This window comes from Streptomyces sp. NPDC051219, assembly GCF_040682335.1.
GTDB lineage: Bacteria > Actinomycetota > Actinomycetes > Streptomycetales > Streptomycetaceae > Streptomyces.
The window spans coordinates 35,890-53,852 of record NZ_JBFBAS010000030.1 but is presented as its reverse complement, the minus strand read 5'-3'; the positions used below and the strand labels follow the sequence as shown (position 1 = coordinate 53,852).

The window sequence follows — 17,963 nt, the reverse complement described above, 5'->3', positions numbered from 1 at the left end:
GCGCGAGCCGGTCCTGGTGTGCGGTGGCTTCCGGTGCGGGGGTGAGCACCGGAAGCCACCCGGCTGGCGGAACGTCAGGATTCCGCCGCTGCTCCCAGGGCGGTGAGCAGCGCGAGGGGGGTCGCGGCTGCCCAGGCCTGGGGGGAGCAGGAATGGGGGTAGGGAACGGGTCCCTCGCTGTGGAGTCGTGGGTAGCCGGCGATGACTTCGGGGAGTCGGTGGTGGTGCCGGGCGGCGGCATCGGCCAGTGCCCGGGCGAGCGCGGCGGTTTCGCGGTGGAGGCCGTAGCGGGCGAGGCCGAGTGCGATGACGGCGTTGTCGTGGGGCCAGATGCTGCCGCGGTGGTAGGAGAGCGGGTGGTAGGGGCGCTGCCCTGAGGCGAGTGTCCTGATGCCCCAGCCGGAGAAGAAGTCCCGTTCCAGGAGGCGTCGGCCGGTGGCCCGGCCCTGCTCGGCGTCGAGGATGCCGGACCACAGCAGGTGTCCCGCGTCGGAGGCGAGGGCGTCGACCTGCCGCTTGTCGCCGTCCAGGGCGAGGGCGGGAAACTCCCGTCCGGGCATCCAGAACTGTGCGGTGAAGCGCTCGCGCAGTTTCTGCGCCGATGCCTCGAGGTCGACGGCCCATGCGGGGTCGTTCCATGCGTCGCGGGCCAGGGCCGCGGTGCGGCGCAGGGCGTCGTAGGCATAGCCCTGGGCTTCGGCGACGGCGATGTCGCCCGTTGCCTGGGTGCCGTCGGCGAAGCAGACGGCCCCTTCGGAGTCCTTCCAGTTCTGGTTGAGCAGTCCGTGTTCGTCGGCCCGGTAGGTGAGGTATCCGTGCTCGTCCAGACCGCCGTGCTGGAACATCCAGGCGACGGCTGCCCGCGCCTGGGGTTGGAGGTGCTGGGCGAGGGAGTGGTCGGCCGTCTGCTCGGCGTGGGCGTGCAGGAGGACGAGGAAGAGGGGCGTGCTGTCGACGGAGCCGTAGTAGCGGCCGTAGGGCACTTGCCGGAAGTGGGAGAGTTCGCCGTGCCGGATCTCGTGGACGATCTTGCCGGGCTCGGCGACGCGCGCGGGTTCATGTGTGGCGGCCTGGGTGGCGGCGAGGGCCCGCAGGGTGGCCTCGGCCAGTTCGGGGCGGTACGGCAGGGCGAAGTACGAGGTGAGCAGGGAGTCCCGGCCGAAGAGGGTGAGGAACCAGGGGACCCCGGCTGCCGGGACGGCTACCGTCTCGCCGTCCGGGCCGGACGCGGGGATGCGCAGTCCGGCGAGGTCGGCGAGTCCCTGGCGGCAGGCGCGGCCGAGTGCCTCGTGGCCGGCGGGTACCGGCAGGGGGACGTCGGCGAACGCGCTGTACTGGCCTTGAGTGTGTTCCGCGATCGCTGCGGGGCCGCCCGGTGGTGGCGGCGCGGCGGGGGCGCCGTGCGGCTCGGCCGAGACGCGCAGGGTGAGGTCGGCGCTGCCGTGAGCGGGCAGTTCCACGTTCCAGGTCAGGGTGGTGCGGGTGAGGTCCGGGGCGGAGGTGACGCGCGGGGCCGGGTCCGCCGTGACGGTGGTGCGCGCGTGCCAGTCGTCGCGGTGATAGTGGAACGCGACGCCGTCGGGCAGCGCTTCGACGGTGCGGTGTGCGCCTGCTTTCTCGTAACGCCGGTGGTCGCTGCGCAGTTCGAACTGGTCGGCGAAGTCGGCGTCGGCGTCCAGCCGGACGGTCAGGACGGCGTCGTGGCCGGTGTTGGCTGTGATACGGATGTGTTCGACGAGCCGGCCGTGGAAGAGGGCCTGGCGGCGGAACATGGTCCAGGCGGACGGCTCGTCGCGGGTGCCGGCGGCGGTGAGTACCGCGGCGCTGTCTCCCTCCTCCCGCGCGGGGACCAGCACGGTGGGCGCCTGTCCGTCCACCGTGAGGGTCCAGGCGCTGAGATGGCGGGTGTCCCTGGTGAACAGGCCGTCCGGGGAGGTTCCGCGGGTGCCGGTGATGTCGCCGCCGGTGCTGGTGGCGGCGAAGGTTCCTGCGTGCAGCAGGAGTTGACGCCCGCTCATCGGCTCTCCTCCCGTTCCCCGGACCGGGCGAGGAGGTCGATCGTGACGGCCGCGGTCCAGCTGAAACTTGTCGCGCCCCGGCCCTCGCCGGTGTACGGGTCGACGTACTCGGCGAAGTGTGAGGCTCCGGCCGCCTCGAGCACGGCTCGCCTCAGCGCGTCGGCCTGGGAGTCGGCGCCGTGGAGGCGCAGTCCGCGTTCGAGGATCCAGTTGATGTTGAACCAGGCGGGGCCGCGCCAGTAGCGGGCGGGGTCGAACGCGCTGCCCAGCAGGTCGTAGCTGGGCGTGAGCACGGTGGTCGACCCGAGTCCGAAGTGGTCGCCGGATGCCGTGCGCAGCAGAGTATCGGCGATGTGCTGGGGCAGCGACGGGACGACGAGCGGCAGCAGCCCCGTGACGCTCTTGTCCTCGATGACGGCGTCGGCACGCACGTCGCGGCAGAGGAACATGCCGGCGTGCGGCTGCCAGAGGTGGCGCACCAGCGAGTCGGTCAGCGCCTCGGCCCGGTCGTGGTGCGGCCGCGGATCGTGGCCCAGTGCCTGGGCGATGCGGGCCAGGGCGTGTTCGGAGGCGATGAGGAGGGCGTTGAAACCGGGGTCCTCGACGGCGAAGGCGTGCGGGGAGCGCGCGTCGCGGTAGCCGTGGTCACGGTAGTCGGCGGCGAGGCGTACGTAGCGTCCGTAGTCCAGGTCGGTGGGCCGGTCGGCGGCGTCTCCGTGGGTGAGGTCCACGCGGCGGAAGGACGCGGCCGGAGCGGGGGTGATCCTCTGCAGGGGGCCGTCCCAGCATGGGCTGTTGTCCATGCCCGGCTCCCAGGGGTGGACGACGGAGGCCAGCCCGTGGCCGGTGAAGTCGCGGTCGCGCAGGAGGTAGTCGTGCCAGGCGACCAGGCGCGGATAGATCCGGCTCAGGAAGCCGCGGCGCCGGGAGGTCTCGGGGTCACGCTCGTGGACGAGGGCGGCGGCCAGCGCGTGGACGGGCGGCTGGACGATCCCGGACGTCTCGGTGCTCGAGGGCGCGCCTGCCGCACGGCCGGCGGTGCTGGACCGCCAGAAGTCAGGGCTGGGGAAGTACGCGTCGAGCGGCACGCCGGGGTTGAAGACGATGTGCGGGATGCGCCCGTCGGCCCACTGGGCGCCGAGGAGCGATTCCAGTTCGCGCTGCGCGCGGCGTGGGGAGAGATGGCGCAGGCCGATCGCGATGAACGCGGAGTCCCAGCTCCACTGGTGCGGGTAGAGCGTGTGGGAGGGAACGGTCGCGGTGCCGGTCCAGTTGGTCAGCAGGACCCGGGCGGCGTCCTGCCGCAGCCGGTCCTGGGTGTGGGCCGGGCGGTCGGTGAGGGTCCTGGTCATGCTCCCGACCTGCGCAGGAAGCCGGGGATGGAGCGGACGGCGGCGACGGGGTCTGCGGTGAGGCGGCATTCGGCGGCGAGGTAGCCGTCGTAGCCGATGGTGTGCAGGGCGGCGAGCCAGGCCGGCCAGTCGAGGTGGCCGGCGCCGGGCTGGAAGCGGTTGGAGTCGCTGACCTGGGCGTGTCCGATGTACGGGGCGGCATCGAGGATGGCGGCCGCGGGGTCGGCTTCCTCGATGTTCATGTGGTAGCTGTCGATGCCGATCTTCACCGAGTCGAGGCCGACGGTGCGGATGAGGTCCACGGCCTGCTCGAGCCGGTTGACCATGTGGTCCTCGTACCGGTTGAGGGGCTCGAGGTAGAGGTGGACCCCTTCCTTGCGTGCGTGTTCGCCCAGGTCGGTCAGCCCTTCGAGCAGGACGGCGCGCTCCTCCTCCTCGCCGCGCGGGGGCTCGAACGGAGGGAGGCGGCGGGAGAACATCCCGTAGGAGGCGGGGGTCTGGGCGCCGCGGCCGCCGAGTTCGGCGATCACGGACAGCTGGGACTTCATCTGGGCGATGGCGTCGCGGCGCTGGTCGGCGTCGAAGGCGCCGAAGAAGTGGAGCATGTCGACGCAGACCGTCGGCATGATCACGCCGTCCTTGAGGGCGGCGCGCAGTTCGGGGAGCCGTTGCTGGAAGTGGTGGTCTCCCTTGGCGCGCAGTTCGATGGCGTCGTAGCCGGCGTGCTGGGCGAAGTCCCACTTCTCCTGGAGGGTGTCCCCGGGCAGGAGTTGCTCCTGGCAGGCGGTCTTGAGCATCATGGGGCCTTTCAGAATTCCAGGACGACCTGGAGGGCGTCGGCGGGGCGTTCGTCCAGGAGCGTGTAGGCGTCGGCCGCCTCTTCGGCGCGGACGGTATGACTGACGAGGGACTTCACGTCGACGAATCCGTCGGCGATCAGAGCGAGGAAGGTCTGCTGGAGCCGCTCGACGCTCCAGCGTCCCGCGAGCTGCGGCGGTACGCCCCCGATCTGCGAGCAGATCAGCTGCACCCGGTTGTGGTGGAACTCGTCGCCGAGCCGCAGTCCCGCCCCGTCGCCCTGGTAGAAGCCGGAGGCGACGACGCGGCCGCCGACGGTGACGGAGCGCAGGGCCTCGTGCAAAGCGGGGTAGACGCCGCTGATTTCGATGGCGACGTCGGCTCCACGGCCGTCGGTGGCTTCCCTGATGCGTTCGGCCACGGCGTCGGTACGGGCATTGAGGGTGGTGGCGGCTCCGTATGCGCGGGCGGTCGTCAGCCGGCTGTCGAGGGCATCGACGGCGGTCACCCGGGCGCCGTTGAGCTGGGCGAGGCGCGTGGTGAGCAGGCCGATGACGCCCTGGCCGAAGACGGCGACGTCCTCTCCGACGTGGATGTCGGAGGCGAGGACGGCGTTGTAGGCGATGGCGCCGACCCTGGCAAAGGCGCCGGCGAGGGGTTCGAGGCCGGCGGGCAGGACGTGGCCGATCATGCGCTCGGCCGGGACGATGCCCTCGCTGCGGTGGCCCCAGATCCCCCAGACCATGTCGCCGGGCGCGGGCAGGCCCGCAGTGCCGGCGAGTTCGGGTGAGACCTCGGTGACCTCTCCGACCTCGGAGTAGCCCCAGCCGGCCACGGGGTACTCGATGCCGGCGGCGCCCTCGCGGAAGAGCCGGGCCTCGGGGTCCCAGGTACGGGTCAGGTAGGGGTTGGTGCCGCGGTAGGCGGTGAGTTCCGTGCCGGCGGAGATGCCGGAGTAGCGGGTGCGTACGCGCAGATGCCCGGGCGGCAGAGGCGCTCTTTCATGCTCGGCGACTTCTACCTGCCGAGGACCGGTGAACTGGACGACGCGTTCCACGTGGGGCTCCGAGGGTTGTTCTCACGACTTAGGTCGAAGATATCCGAGACTTATGTCTTGTCAAGAAGCAAAAGTAATGCTGAGATGCCTCACAACCCAACGTAAGCACTGTGAGGACAAGCGATGCGCAAGTGGATCCGGCGGTCGAAGTCGCCCGCTGCGGCCCTGGTGGCACTGGCGGGCACACTCGTGCTCACCGGCTGCTCCACCAGCGAGGGCCCTGCCGCACCGGACAACAAGATCACGGTCTGGTCACAGGAGAACCTTCCACCGCGGATGGCGGCGACCAACAAGATCATCGACCGTTTCGAGAAGGACACGGGCATCGAGGTCGAGCTCGTCGGCGTCGACGAGGGCCAGCTCCCCCAGCTGATCATGTCCGCGGCCGCGGCGGGCAGGCTGCCCGACGTCATCGGCGCCGTCCCCATGGGCCAGGTGTGGCAGATGTACGGCAACGGCCTGCTCAACACCCGCATCAGCAAGGAGATCGTCGACAGTCTGGGCGGGGCGACCTTCGACGCCAACGCCCTGCGGCTGACCGCCGACGCGGGAACCCAGCTCGCCGTCCCCTCCGACGCATGGCTCCAGCTGCTGGTGTACCGCAAGGACCAGCTCCAGCAGGCGGGCCTGCCCGTCCCCGACACCTACGACAAGCTCCTCACAGCCGCGGCCGCCCTCGACCGCAAGGGCCGCGACGGCATCTCCGTGGCCACCGACCCCGGCGACGTCTTCACCCAGCAGAGCTTCGAGAACCTCGCGCTCGCCAACGGCTGCCGTCTCGTCGACGACAGCGGGGACGTCCAGCTCGACTCGCCCGCGTGCCGCACGGCCTTCACGACGTACGACAAGCTCGGCCGCACCTACGGCGCTGCGGGCACCCAGTCCGTCGACTCCACCCGCGCCACCTACTTCTCCGGCACGTCGTCGATGATCGTGTGGTCCTCCTTCCTCCTCGACGAACTCGCCGGGCTCCGCAACGACGCGCTTCCCAGCTGCGCAGAGTGCAAGGCCGATAAGGAGTTCCTCGCCCGCAACAGCGGCATCGTCACCGCGCTGTCCGGACCGGAGGGTCCGGGGCCGGCCCAGTTCGGCGAGGTGACCTCGTGGGCGGTGACCAAGACCGCCGAAACCGCAGCCTCCAGGAAGTTCATCGAGTACATGATGGAAGGCGGCTACGAGGACTGGTTCGGCATGGCCCCCGAGGGCAAGATCCCCGTCCGTACCGGAACCGCCGACGACCCGCAGCGCTACCAGCGCGCCTGGCGCGCCAGCGAAGCCGGCGTGGACACCCGCAAGCCCATGAACAAGGTCTACCCCAACGCCCTGCTGGACCAGCTCGCCGACGGCGTCAGCAACATGAAGCGCTGGGGCATCACCGAAGGCCAGGGCGCACTGGTCGGTGCCACCAACGGCGAACTCCCGGTACCGAAGGCGATCGGCGCCATGACCAGCGGCCAGATCTCACCCGGCCAGGCCGCACGTGAGGCGGACGAAGAAGTCACCGCCCTGCAGAAGTCCCTCCAGTAGCGCCCGCCCCGTCGAGGAAGTCACATGAGCACTGCATCCGGCGGCGCGAAGAAGCGCCGCACTCTCACCACCGGCCAACGCGAGAACCGCGCCGGACTGGCCTTCGTTTCCCCCACCTTCCTGGTGGTGCTGATCGTCGTCATCATTCCGATCCTGTGGACCGTCCTGCTGGCGTTCCAGCACGCCCGGCTGGTCGACATCCAGGGCATGGGCCTGTTCGGCAACTGGTCGACGGACAACTTCGTCAAGGTCTTCGCCTCCACCGGCTTCTGGTCCAGCCTGGGCACCACGCTCGTCTACACCGTCGGATCCACCGCCGGATCGGTGGCCCTCGGCCTGATAGCGGCCCTCGCCCTGCGCAGGCCCTTCCGCGGACGCGGTCTGCTGCGCGGCTCGATGCTCCTGCCGTACGTGGCGCCCGTCGTCTCCGTCGCCTTCGCGTGGGAAGTGGCCCTCAGTCCGCAGTACGGCATCATCAACGAATGGGGCGCCAAGGCCCTGGGCTGGGACGACCCCATCGCGTTCCTCTCCACCCGCTCCTACGAAGTCGACCTGCTGGGCGTGCACTTCGGCGTACCGCTGGCCCTGCTGACCGTCATCGTCTTCGAGATATGGCGGTACTTCCCCTTCGCCTTCCTCTTCCTGCTCGCACGGCTGCAGGCGGTGCCGGACGGACTGGAGGAAGCCGCCCGGGTCGACGGAGCCACCCTCACCCAGCGCTTCCGCCACATCCTGCTTCCCCAGCTCATGCCTGTCATCGCGCTGTTGTGCGTGCTGCGCTTCATCATGACGTTCAACAAGTTCGACGACGTCTATCTGCTCACCGGCGGCGGCTCCGGCACCGAGGTCGTGGCCGTCCGGGTGTACGACTTCCTCACCGCCCGGTACGACATCGGCGCGGCCGCCGCCCAGGCTCTGGTGCTGGCCGCGGTCCTGACCGTGCTGCTCGGCATCTACTTCAAGTTCTTCGCCAAGAAGGTTCAGGAGGAGGCGTGATGATGACCCGCACCCAGTTCGAGGACCGCCTCTTCGCAGTGCTGCGATGGATCACGATCGCCTTCCTGGCCGTCATCACCATCGCGCCCTTCTACTACATGCTGCTGCTGTCGGTGAAGCCGATCGACGCCCTGCTGCTCGATCCGGGATCGCTGTGGGTGTCCGCCAAGGACTTCACCCTCGACACCTACCGCAGCGTCCTCAAACCGGCCTCCGAAGGCGGCCAGGGCTTCCTCGGGATGCTCCTGAACTCCGCGGCCGTCGCCCTCGGCACGGTCGTGCTGACACTGCTCGCCGCGGTCCCCGGCGCCTACGCCATCAGCCGGCTGAAGTTCTTCGGCGGGCGTCAGGTCGGCGCCCTGTTTCTGGCGGTGTACCTCTTCCCCGCGACCCTGCTCGCCGTCCCGCTGTTCGTCATGTTCGCCAAGATCGGCCTGTCGGGAAACCTCGTCGGCCTGGCCATCGTCTACATCGCACAGACCGTGCCCGTGTCCATCTACATGATGAAGAACTACTTCGTCACCATCCCCTACAGCATCGAGGAAGCAGCCGCCCTCGACGGCTGCACCCGGCTCCAGGCGATGCGCAAAGTCATCCTGCCCCTCGCACTTCCCTCCCTCATGGCCACCGGGCTGTACGTCTTCATGATCGCGTGGAACGAGTTCCTCTTCGCGCTCCTCTTCCTCGCCGCAGACCCCGACGCCTGGACCGTCTCTCTCGGTCTGCAGCAGCTCGCCAACGGCATCGAGGTGCCCAAGACTGTCCTCATGGCAGGCTCGGTGGTCCTGACCATCCCCGTGGTACTGCTGTTCTTCGCCGCAGAACGCCTGCTGACCGAGGGCCTCACCAGCGGCGCCGACAAGAGCTAGGAGCACCAACACGCCATGCCGACGAACCAGGCGAGCGCAGGCCATCTGCTGAAACTGATCCGCAGCGGGCAGGCCACCACCCGCAGTGAGCTCCAGGCCGCCACCGGGCTCTCGCGCTCCACCGTCGGCCACCGTCTCGACCAGCTGTTCCACGCCGGATGGCTGAGCAACACCGTCGGCACCTCCACCGGCGGACGTCCCTCCGTGCGGCTGGAGTTCGACGCCCGCCACGCGGTGGTGCTGGCGGTCGACCTGGAGACCACCCACGCACGGGCCGCCGTCACCGACCTCTCCGGTACGGTCCTGGCCGAGCACGCCCAGCCGCTGCTCATCGCCGACGGCCCCGACAAGGTGCTCGACGCGGTCGCCTCGTGGTTCCCCGCTCTCCTGGACGCCGCGGGAGCGGACCCCTCGAAGGTGTGCGGCATAGGACTGTCGGTGCCGGGGCCGGTGGACTGGGAGACCGGCCAGATCGTTCAGCCGCCCATCATGCCCGGCTGGGACGGCTGTCCGGTCCAGTCCGCGATGCAGTCGGCCTGGACCCGGCACGTGGGTCCCGACCCGGCGCCGCCGCACGTCCTCCTCGACAACGACGCCAACCTGATGGCCTATGGCGAACAGCGCCACCACTACCCCCACTGTTCGGCGTTCGTCCTCGTGAAGGTGTCCACCGGCATCGGCGCCGGCGTCGTCGTGGACGGCGAGCCGTACCGGGGCATCGACGGCGGCGCCGGCGACATCGGCCACATCCGCCTGCACGACCGGACCGACGCCCTGTGCATGTGCGGCTCCTACGGCTGTCTCGCCGCGGTCGCCAGCGGCCGCGCGATCGCGCAGCAGCTGTCGGCCGCCGGGATCCCCACCGCCTCGGCCACCGAGGTCCGCGAGCACCTCGCCGCCGGCCTGCCCGACGCGGTCAGGCTCACCCGCGAGGCGGGGCAGCGCGTCGGCGAAGTCCTGGTCACCGTGGTGACGTTGCTCAACCCGGGGGTCCTCGTGATCGCCGGCGACCTGGCCTGCACCCCGTTCGTCACCGGTGTCCGTGAGCTGCTCTACCAGCGCGCCATGCCCCGCACCACCGCCCACCTCACGGTGGCGACCTCCCAACTCGGCGACCGGGCGGCCCTGGCCGGCGCGGCCGCCATGGTCGTGGAGTACCTCTACGCGCCGGAGATCGCCGACGCCAGACTGGCCGCCGCCGGCGCCGCCTGACCTGTCCCTCCCACCTGTCCCGCCCCGCCCTCTTCTGTCCCGGAGCACGCAGTGACGCATGATGCCCCCATCCACCCCCCGCACGCGGTCCATGACCCCGACTCCCGGCCGGTGCGTGTCGGGCTGGTGGGCGCCGGGCCCTGGGCGAGAGCGATGCACGCCCGCATGCTGGCCACCGGTCCCGAGACCGAACTCACCGCGGTATGGGCGCGCCGGACCGAAGCGGCCATGGAGGTGGCGGCCCCCTACCGGGCCCGGGTGGCAAGGTCGTTCGAAGAACTGCTCGACCTCTGCGAGGCCGTCGCCTTCGCCGTGCCGCCCGCGGTTCAGGCCGAGCTGGCCGTACACGCGGCGAAAGCAGGAAAGCCGATGCTGCTGGAGAAGCCACTCGGCCCGGACCTGACCTCGGCCCGCAGAGTCGCCGACGCGGTCGCCGAGCACAACGTCCTCACCCAGCTCGTCCTGACCAAGCGCTACCACCCGGCGACACGAGAGTTCCTCCGCCGCGCGCAGCAGGCCACCGTGGTCGGCGCACGCTCCTGCTACCTTCACGGCGCCTTCCTCGGCGGCGACTTCGCCACACCCTGGCGACTGGAGCAAGGAGCACTCCTCGACCTCGGCCCCCACCTGATCGACCTGCTGGACACGGCGGTCGGACCCATCGCCACCCTGCGCGCCGCGGGAGATCCCCGCCGCTGGATCGAGTTGACCTGCGAGCACACCAACGGCGCAATCAGCCAGGCCTCACTGTCCGGTGCGGTGGATCTCGCCCGTGCCCGTACTCGCATCGAGCTGTTCGGACCGGGCGAGGAACTCGTCTACGACACCGCGGAACTGGACCACGAAGAGTGCTGGCCCGTACTGCGGCGGGAATTCGCCGAAGCCGTCCGCTCGGGGCAGAGCAACGGCATCGACGCACAGCGCGGCCTGCGTCTCCAGGAACTGCTGACCATGGCCACCGGCTGAACCCCGCCCGCGCCGCCGCGGCATGCGCCGGAGCAGGACCGGCCGGCGACGCCGAAGGGATGCGAGGGCAGCCGGGACGGCACGATCGCTCCAGCCGGCCGCACCGCACCGGACCCGCCACCTTCAGACCGCCGAGAACGAAATACCGCGCGAGGAAGCCCGGATGACCCACATCGCCGGCACCAGCACGCAACGGGACCGCACGGGCCGAGGCACCATCAGCGACGCCGGCCGTGGGTCACCGTCGCCGTTGCCCGGCAGGCAGCGCGCTGGGGGGCTGATCGGAGCGCTGGTGTGCTCCTGGGCCGGCGCGCGAATGCTGCTGCATTCTTCGGTACCACCGCGACTTCCGCGCCCTTGAATCTCATGCCCTGCTTCTCCTGTGAGTACGTGAACGTGTGGGTATCGATTCCGGCTCGAAGCCCCGCGGGGGTCCGCCGGATGCCACCACCGTGGAAGTGGCCGGCACGGTGCGGCGCCGGCGTCGTCGTCGGGTGAGGATCCGCGCAGCGACGAGGACGGCCACGGCCGCGGAGGCGAGCGCGGCAGCGCCGATCAGGCCGGCCGAGTGCAACAGGTCGGTGGCGGCCGCGCCGGCGAAGTATTCGGGTGTGAGTAGTTGAGGTACAGAAAGTGCCGCTGAGATTGATCTTGGTCGGCTAGCACACCGTCCGGTGGCACTGCTGGGGATCGGAGATACCCGCCGGGCGGGCATCTCAGGTGACTACGGTCCTGGCCGTGCCGGTGGAGTTTCTGACTGATGAGCAGGCCGAGGCGTACGGGACGTTCACCGCGGTGCCCACGCGTCCGGAGCTGGAGCGGTTCTTCTTCCTCGACGATGACGACCGCGATCTGATCGCGCTGAGGCGTACGGACACGCATCGGCTCGGGATGGCGGTGCAGATCTGCACGGTCCGCTACATCGGTCGGTTCCTGGCTGATGATCCGCTGGCGGTGCCGTGGGAGGTCGTGGAGTACCTGGCCGGGCAGCTCGGCATCGAGGACGTCTCGTGCGTGAAGCGGTATCCGGAGCGCCGCAGAACGCCGTACGAGCACGCGGAGGAGATCCAGGATCGGTTCAGGTACCGCGACTTCACCGATCCGAGATGGGGTCGGGAGTTCCGCGGCTTTCTGTACGGGCGGGCGTGGACGCACGCCGAGGGGCCGGTGGCCCTCTTCAACCACGCGGTGACGTGGCTGCGGAAGAACCGGGTACTGCTGCCGGGCGTCTCGGTGCTGGCCCGACAGGTTTCGGAGGCGCGTACGGCGGCCGAGCGGCGCCTGTACGAGGCGGTGACGCGGGCGACGCACCGGGCTGATCGCGCGCTCGCGCCGGCGCTGGCGGAGTTGCTGGTGGTGCCGGAGGGCAAGCGGGTCTCGGAGTTGGAGCGGCTGCGTACGCCGCCGGTGAAGACGACGGGCACGGCGATGGTGCGGGCCATGGAGCGGGTGGAGGAGATCTCCGCGTTCGCGTTGGGGCGGGTGAATCTGTCGAGGGTGCCGGTGAATCGGCTGTCCGCGCTGGCCCGGTACGGGCAGCTGAGCAAGGCGCAGACGATCGAGCGGGCGCCGGAGCCGCGGCGTACCGCGCTGTTGACGGCGGTGGTGCGCCAGTTGGAGGCGCAGGCGGTCGACGATGCCCTGGACTTGTTCGCGTTGCTGATGGCGAACCGGCTGATCAGCCCGGCCCGGTGGGCATCGGAGCGGGATCGCCTCGCGATGCTGCCGCAGCTGGAGAAGGCGGCCCGCATTTTGGCGAAGGCGTCGAAGATTCTCACCGAGGAACTGGACCTGGTCGCCGAGCACGAGGCGGACCTGGACGTCGCGGCGCTGTGGGCGGCGGTCGAGGAAGCAGTGCCGCGTACGGCGGTGGCCGGGGCGGTCGCGACCGTCGAGGCCCTGGTGCCGGAGGACGACGGGTCGGCCGAGGCGGCGATGCGCGAGAAGCTGGCCCTGCGCTACAACACCGTGCGCCCGTTCCTTTCGCTGCTGGGCGAGTCGGACGCGCTGGGCGCCGCCCCGGCCGGTCGGCGCATCCTGAAGGCGGTGCGCCGCCTGCCCGCGCTCTCGCGCCGGAGGGTCAAGGACCGGCCTCTGCTGCCCCGCGAGGTCGACGCCGAGCTGGTACCGGCGATGTGGAAGCGGGCGGTGTTCTCCAACGCCAAGCTGCCGCAGGGCGCGGTCGACCGGGATGCGTACGTGGTGTGCGTGCTGGAGCAGCTGCATCGCGCATTGAACCGGCGCGACGTGTTCGCCTCCCCGTCGAACCGGTGGGCGGACCCGCGCGCGAGGCTGCTGGACGGTCCGCGGTGGGAGGCGATGCGCGAGGACGTGCTCGCGGGCCTGTCCCTGACCGAGGACGCCGAGGAGCACCTGGCCCAGCTCACCCGGGGGCTGGACGCGGCGTGGCGGCAGATGGCCGACCGCCTGGAGGAGGCCGGCGCCGACGCGAAGGTGGAGATCGTCGTCCCCGAGGGCGGCGGACGCACCCGCCTGTCGGTGGACAAGCTCGGCGCGGTGGGCGAGCCGGAGTCGCTGACCTGGCTGAAGGCCACCACGGAGGCGATGCTCCCCCGGATCGACCTGCCGGACCTGCTGTTCGAGGTCCACTCCTGGACTTCGTTCCTCGACGCCTTCGGCCACGTCTCCGAGCGGCGCACCCGCATGGAGGGCCTGCTCGTCTCCCTGGTCGCGCTGCTGGTGGCGGAGAGCTGCAACATCGGCCTGACCCCGGTCATCGCCCCGGAGAACAAGGCGCTGACCCGCTCGCGGCTGTCCCACGTCGACCAGAACTACCTGCGTGCCGACACCATCGCCGCGGCGAACGCCGCCCTCATCACCGCCCAGTCCCGGATCGAGCTTGCTCAGATGTGGGGCGGCGGGCTGCTCGCCTCCGTCGACGGCCTGCGGTTCGTCGTCCCCGTCAAGAGCATCAACACCAGCCCCTCACCAAAATATTTTGGCTACAAAAGGGGTCTAACTTGGCTAAATGCAGTCAATGATCAGGTCGCGGGGATCGGCGCGATGGTCGTACGGGGCACCCCGCGCGACAGCCTCTACACGCTGGACACGCTGCTGAACCTGGACGGCGGGGTGAAGCCGGAGATGGTCGCGACCGACAACGCCTCGTACTCGGACATGGCCTTCGGCCTGTACAAGATGCTCGGCTTCCGCTTCGCCCCGCGCTTCCGTGACCTGGCCGACCAGCGGTTCTGGCGGGCCGACCTGCCCGACGGTGAGGGCCCGGCTGCCGGGTACGGGCCGCTGGAGGCCGTGGCCTGCAACAAGGTGAACCTGGGGCGGATCGAAACGCACTGGCCGGACATGCTCCGCGTCGCGGGGTCGCTCATCACGAACCAGGTCCGGGCCTACGACCTGTTGCGGATGTTCGGCCGCGAGGGCCACCCCACCCCGCTGGGCGCCGCGTTCGCCGAGTACGGACGGATCGACAAGACCATGCACCTGCTCGCGGTGGTCGACCCGGTCGACGACACCTACCGGCGGCTGATGAACCGGCAGCTCACCGTGCAGGAGTCCCGCCACCGGCTCGCCCGCGCGATCTGCCACGGCGGCCGGGGCCACATCCGCCAGGCGTACCGAGAGGGCCAGGAGGACCAGCTCGCAGCCCTCGGCCTGGTCCTCAACGCCGTGGTGCTGTGGAACACCCGCTACCTGGACGCCGCCGTCGTCCAGCTCCGCGCCGACGGCCACGACATTAAGGACGAGGACGTCGCACGGCTCTCCCCGCTCAAGGACCGGCACATTAACTTCCTGGGCCGCTACCTGTTCAACATCAAGGCCAGCGGCCCCGGCCAGGGCTTGCGTCCCTTCCGGGACCCGGACGCACCTGAAGACACCGATGACGGGGACTGACGGGCCGCACCGGCCGGGCCGCTTTCGGGCAGTCCCGGGCGTGTGACGCAGGGACCGCAGCACTCAGTGCAGCCTAGTCGTCGAGCATGTCGGTGTTGTACTGGTCGTGCCTGATCCGGAAGGCTTTCAACTCTTCGCGGCTGCGCTGTGAGTACTCCTCCAGCTTCTCGAAGTACTCCTCCCTGGAAGCTCCCGGTGTGAAGAGCAACAGAAACGACACCTGGTCGTCGCTGTCGTTCTGGAAGGCGTGGAGCCCGCCGGGCGGTACGTAGAGGAAGTCCCCCTCGCCTCCTGTGACCCAGCGTTCGCCGTTGTAGAGCCGGAGCTCGCCGGACAGGACGTAGAAGGACTCGGAGATCGTACGGTGGAAGTGTTCCGTGGCGCCCATGGCCGTCGGCTCCATGTCGATCTTGTACAGGCCGAATTCGCCATTGGTGTTCTCCTGCTGGGCCACGTAGCTGATGTTGGTGCCGCCCGAGCCGGTGTCGGGCTGCGGGGGTGCAGGTCGGAACAGTGCGCTGACCTGGCCCCTTTCGCCGAGGTAGCGGGGCTCTGGGTAGGACATGGCGACTTCCTAATTCGTGAGTAGGTGGTTCCAGGCCAGCCCTTTGAAGGACTGGTGGACTGACTGGTCTGGGTAGGTTTCACAGCGGCGGGCGCTCGGCGAAGTGCGTGTCCTTCGCGTCGGGCGCGAACGGCGCGAGCTTCGGCACTCCTCGTGGAACTCGTAGTCGGTGGCGAGGATCGCGGACAGCGGCGCTATGGCTGCCTTTGCCTTGTTGCCTCGGCTATGTGTGCGCCGGCAGACGCTCGCGCGCCTCGGGCCTACGAACCAGGACGATGCGCAGCGGGGACTGGTTGAAGGCGGTTCGGCCGTACTTGACCAGGTCATAGATGGCCCGCATCTGCTCGTCCATGACTGGATCGTCGCTGAATGTGTCCGCGGTATGGGCTTCGCGGAAGAGGAGGTCCAGGGCAGCACGATGCTCCCCAACCGCAAGAAGCTTGGTTCACGCGGCGGGTCGACCGCCGAAGTTCGACCGCGTGGGCTAAAGAGACAGATTGGACCCACGCTTCTGGCCACTGCTGCGGCCAGAAGCGGCACGAGAGGTACGGCAGCCCGACAGATGAATGAGAGAGCCAGGCCGACTCCGACCTATGGCTTCACGTCGAGACGCACGAGCGCGCCGATCTCCACCAACTGGTCCGGTAGTGCCAGGTCAGAGACACCCATGACCGTGCTGATGGGCCGGTGCTCCCCGAAGTACTCGGCGTGAAGGCGTGCCGTCGTGTCGAAGTTCTCCCGCAGGTTCCTCACCAGCACCGCGCTCTCCACGATTTGGCTGCGCTCGGCCCCGAAGTGCTTCAGCACCAGGTCCAGATTGGCCAGCGTGGTTTTGACCTGGAGCTCAAAGTCGCCGGCACCCACGAAGTTGCCGTCACGGTCATGGGACACCTGCCCAGCCACGTACACCGTGTCACCGACCTGGATTGCCTGGCTGTATCCGTAGAGCGACTCCCACGGCATACCAAAACCGAATCTCTTCGCCTGAACAGGCATGACTCACTCCCTGGTGAGACGACGCATGGCGCTGCCAGTTACGGACAGTCCTCTTTCGAGGAAGAAGTTATGCCGTTGCGCACTGAGGAAGGCCTGGGACATGCCGCACACCAGGGCCGGGGCTTTGAGGCAGGCGTCATGCAGCACCCCACTGAGCCGACCCCGATCGAATCGACCACGCACCGGACCGCGGAGCCGGTCCGCCGGAGGCTGCACGCCCCTTCAGTAAACCTTCGTTTTCTGAAGATCCCTCCCGACGGGTCGTTCGGACCCCTCAGGGCCTTCAAAAACCCATTCAGAAACCTGGCGCATTCAACAACCTCGGACCACCGATTTCTGACATGATCCGAGGCCATGACGACCACTCAGGAGCCGACGAACGGCGCGGACGTACTCGTCGCCGAGCCGCTCGTCCGCACCGAGATCAAAATCGGGTACGCCCGCGTGTCGACCGGCGGGCAAAGACTGGAGCGACAGCTCGACGCGCTCACCGCCGCCGGGTGCCGGAAGATCTTCGCGGACAAGAAGTCCGGCAAGGACGCACTCCGCCCTGAGCTCAAGGCGTGTCACGCCTTCCTCGACCCCGGTGACACGCTCGTCGTCCCCTCGCTCGACCGCTACGGCCGCAGCCTCCAGGACCTCATCAACATGGTCGCCGAGCTGCGCGAGCGCGGCATCGGCTTCACCTCGCTGCATGAGTCCCTCGACACGACCACCCCCGGCGGACGGCTCGTCTTCCACGTCTTCGCCGCACTCGCCGAGTTCATCCGCGAGTTGATCGTCATCGGCACCAAGGAGGGCCTCGCGGCCGCCCGCGCCCGCGGCCGCGTCGGCGGACGCCCCACCGTCGCCACCGAGGAGATCATCCGCGCCGCCCGCGACCTGTTGCCCGACCCAGGCCGCTCCATCACCTCGATCGCGAAGCTGCTCGGCATCTCCCCAGGCACCCTGTACAACCACATCCCGGACCTGCGCGAGCTACGCGCCGGCGCCGTCCCCCGTCAGCTCGAAGCGCCGACGAAGTAGGCCAGCTCCAGCAAGATCAATCTCAGCGGCACTTTCTGTACCTCAACTACTCACACCCGGTATTCAGGTGTGCGAGGGGGAAGGGGTGGAACCGCCGGACGGCCGGGCCGCTCCGCGGCGGTCGCGGGCGACGGGCAGCAGCCGCGGGCAGAGCACCCCGACTCGGCTCCCGCGCCGCATCCGGCAGTTCACGGGGGCGAAATGGCGGCACCCGCCGGAGCCGACGCGATGCCGGGCCAGGTCGCCGGTGGGGCGGCAGCCGTTGCATATCACCCGGTCACGCACCAATGACCGATGGATGCCGCCCCACGGCGGTCCGGCCTGAGCCGTACCGCACGGACATGAGCCGCCCCTCCAGGGCGGTCATGTCCGCTCGTTCGCCGCCCGTGCCGTCCCCTGCCCGGCGGCGTCCTGCAACCTGGCCGCTCATGATCAGGTCGCAGGCGTTTGCGGGCACAGCGACTCCCGGAGAGGCTCACGTCCGAGCCCGGGTCCAGAACCGTGAGGCGCTGCCCCAGGGAGCCGTATGCGCCTGTGTGTTGCCGACGCCGGGCGGACATGAAGACCGTTCACGCCGGCCAAGTCGCGGTGCTCGGAAACGGCTGGCCCGTGGGCCCGTGGGCTTTCGATCGCCGCCGTCAGCCCATCAGCTGCCGGTCGAGCGAACCAACCTGACGCGAGAGTCGCACGGGTGCCTGGATCGGCACG

Annotated in this window: 13 protein-coding genes and 1 pseudogene; 7 read left to right on the top strand and 7 right to left on the bottom strand. The window is 69.6% G+C overall.

Translation table 11 applies throughout. The features are described from left to right. Positions 1 to 74: 74 nt before the first annotated feature. From AB0M62_RS27250 to AB0M62_RS27235, 4 genes are read right to left on the bottom strand one after another with little or no spacing between them, the layout of a single operon-like run. Positions 75 to 2,018, bottom strand: a complete 1,944-nt coding sequence (locus AB0M62_RS27250; protein WP_366076939.1) for a glycogen debranching N-terminal domain-containing protein — start codon at positions 2,016 to 2,018, stop codon at positions 75 to 77. Then, the gene (locus AB0M62_RS27245) at positions 2,015 to 3,370 is read right to left on the bottom strand and encodes a trehalase family glycosidase (RefSeq protein ID WP_366076937.1); all 1,356 of its coding nucleotides are present in this window, start codon (positions 3,368 to 3,370) and stop codon (positions 2,015 to 2,017) included. The genes AB0M62_RS27250 and AB0M62_RS27245 overlap by 4 nt, the downstream gene beginning before the upstream one ends. Continuing rightward, on the bottom strand, positions 3,367 to 4,167 hold the full coding sequence (locus AB0M62_RS27240) for a sugar phosphate isomerase/epimerase family protein (protein WP_366076965.1): 801 nt from the start codon (positions 4,165 to 4,167) through the stop codon (positions 3,367 to 3,369). Before AB0M62_RS27240 ends, AB0M62_RS27245 begins: the two co-directional genes overlap by 4 nt. Before the next feature lie 11 nt (positions 4,168 to 4,178). Further along, the gene (locus AB0M62_RS27235; RefSeq protein ID WP_366076936.1) at positions 4,179 to 5,225 is read right to left on the bottom strand and encodes a zinc-binding alcohol dehydrogenase; all 1,047 of its coding nucleotides are present in this window, start codon (positions 5,223 to 5,225) and stop codon (positions 4,179 to 4,181) included. A gap of 123 nt (positions 5,226 to 5,348) precedes the next feature. Here AB0M62_RS27235 and AB0M62_RS27230 point away from each other — a divergent pair, with 123 nt between their 5' ends. The 6 genes from AB0M62_RS27230 (at position 5,349) to AB0M62_RS27205 (ending at position 14,668) form a co-directional block, all read left to right on the top strand. Beyond that, on the top strand, positions 5,349 to 6,752 hold the full coding sequence (locus AB0M62_RS27230; RefSeq protein ID WP_366076935.1) for an extracellular solute-binding protein: 1,404 nt from the start codon (positions 5,349 to 5,351) through the stop codon (positions 6,750 to 6,752). 24 nt (positions 6,753 to 6,776) lie between these two features. Then, positions 6,777 to 7,748, top strand: coding sequence for a sugar ABC transporter permease (locus tag AB0M62_RS27225; protein WP_366076934.1), 972 nt, complete (start codon positions 6,777 to 6,779; stop codon positions 7,746 to 7,748). A 2-nt stretch (positions 7,749 to 7,750) separates the two neighbouring features. After that, the gene (locus tag AB0M62_RS27220) at positions 7,751 to 8,617 is read left to right on the top strand and encodes a carbohydrate ABC transporter permease (RefSeq protein ID WP_366076964.1); all 867 of its coding nucleotides are present in this window, start codon (positions 7,751 to 7,753) and stop codon (positions 8,615 to 8,617) included. A gap of 15 nt (positions 8,618 to 8,632) precedes the next feature. Beyond that, positions 8,633 to 9,829 (top strand): ROK family transcriptional regulator, encoded by a 1,197-nt coding sequence (locus AB0M62_RS27215; RefSeq protein WP_366076932.1) that lies wholly within the window; start codon positions 8,633 to 8,635, stop codon positions 9,827 to 9,829. A 51-nt stretch (positions 9,830 to 9,880) separates the two neighbouring features. Beyond that, positions 9,881 to 10,795, top strand: coding sequence for a Gfo/Idh/MocA family oxidoreductase (locus AB0M62_RS27210; RefSeq protein ID WP_366076931.1), 915 nt, complete (start codon positions 9,881 to 9,883; stop codon positions 10,793 to 10,795). Between the two features lie 738 nt (positions 10,796 to 11,533). Next, positions 11,534 to 14,668, top strand: coding sequence for a Tn3 family transposase (locus AB0M62_RS27205; protein WP_366076930.1), 3,135 nt, complete (start codon positions 11,534 to 11,536; stop codon positions 14,666 to 14,668). Between the two features lie 73 nt (positions 14,669 to 14,741). Here the strand turns inward: AB0M62_RS27205 and AB0M62_RS27200 are convergent, their stop codons facing one another. The 3 genes and pseudogenes from AB0M62_RS27200 to AB0M62_RS27190 all read right to left on the bottom strand — a co-directional run bounded on the left by AB0M62_RS27200 (position 14,742) and on the right by AB0M62_RS27190 (position 16,229). Further along, on the bottom strand, positions 14,742 to 15,233 hold the full coding sequence (locus AB0M62_RS27200) for a cupin domain-containing protein (protein WP_366076929.1): 492 nt from the start codon (positions 15,231 to 15,233) through the stop codon (positions 14,742 to 14,744). 88 nt (positions 15,234 to 15,321) lie between these two features. After that, positions 15,322 to 15,642 (bottom strand): annotated as a pseudogene (locus AB0M62_RS27195) (nitroreductase family protein); the annotation flags it as partial. Between the two features lie 182 nt (positions 15,643 to 15,824). Further along, a complete protein-coding gene (locus tag AB0M62_RS27190; RefSeq protein WP_366076928.1) occupies positions 15,825 to 16,229 on the bottom strand; it encodes a Rid family hydrolase in 405 nt (134 codons plus the stop codon). Positions 16,230 to 16,583: 354 nt separating this feature from the next. Between AB0M62_RS27190 and AB0M62_RS27185 the strand changes: the two genes are divergently transcribed. Continuing rightward, positions 16,584 to 17,255: a recombinase family protein gene (locus AB0M62_RS27185; protein ID WP_366076927.1), complete on the top strand. Its 672-nt coding sequence runs from the start codon at positions 16,584 to 16,586 to the stop codon at positions 17,253 to 17,255. Positions 17,256 to 17,963 lie beyond the last annotated feature (708 nt).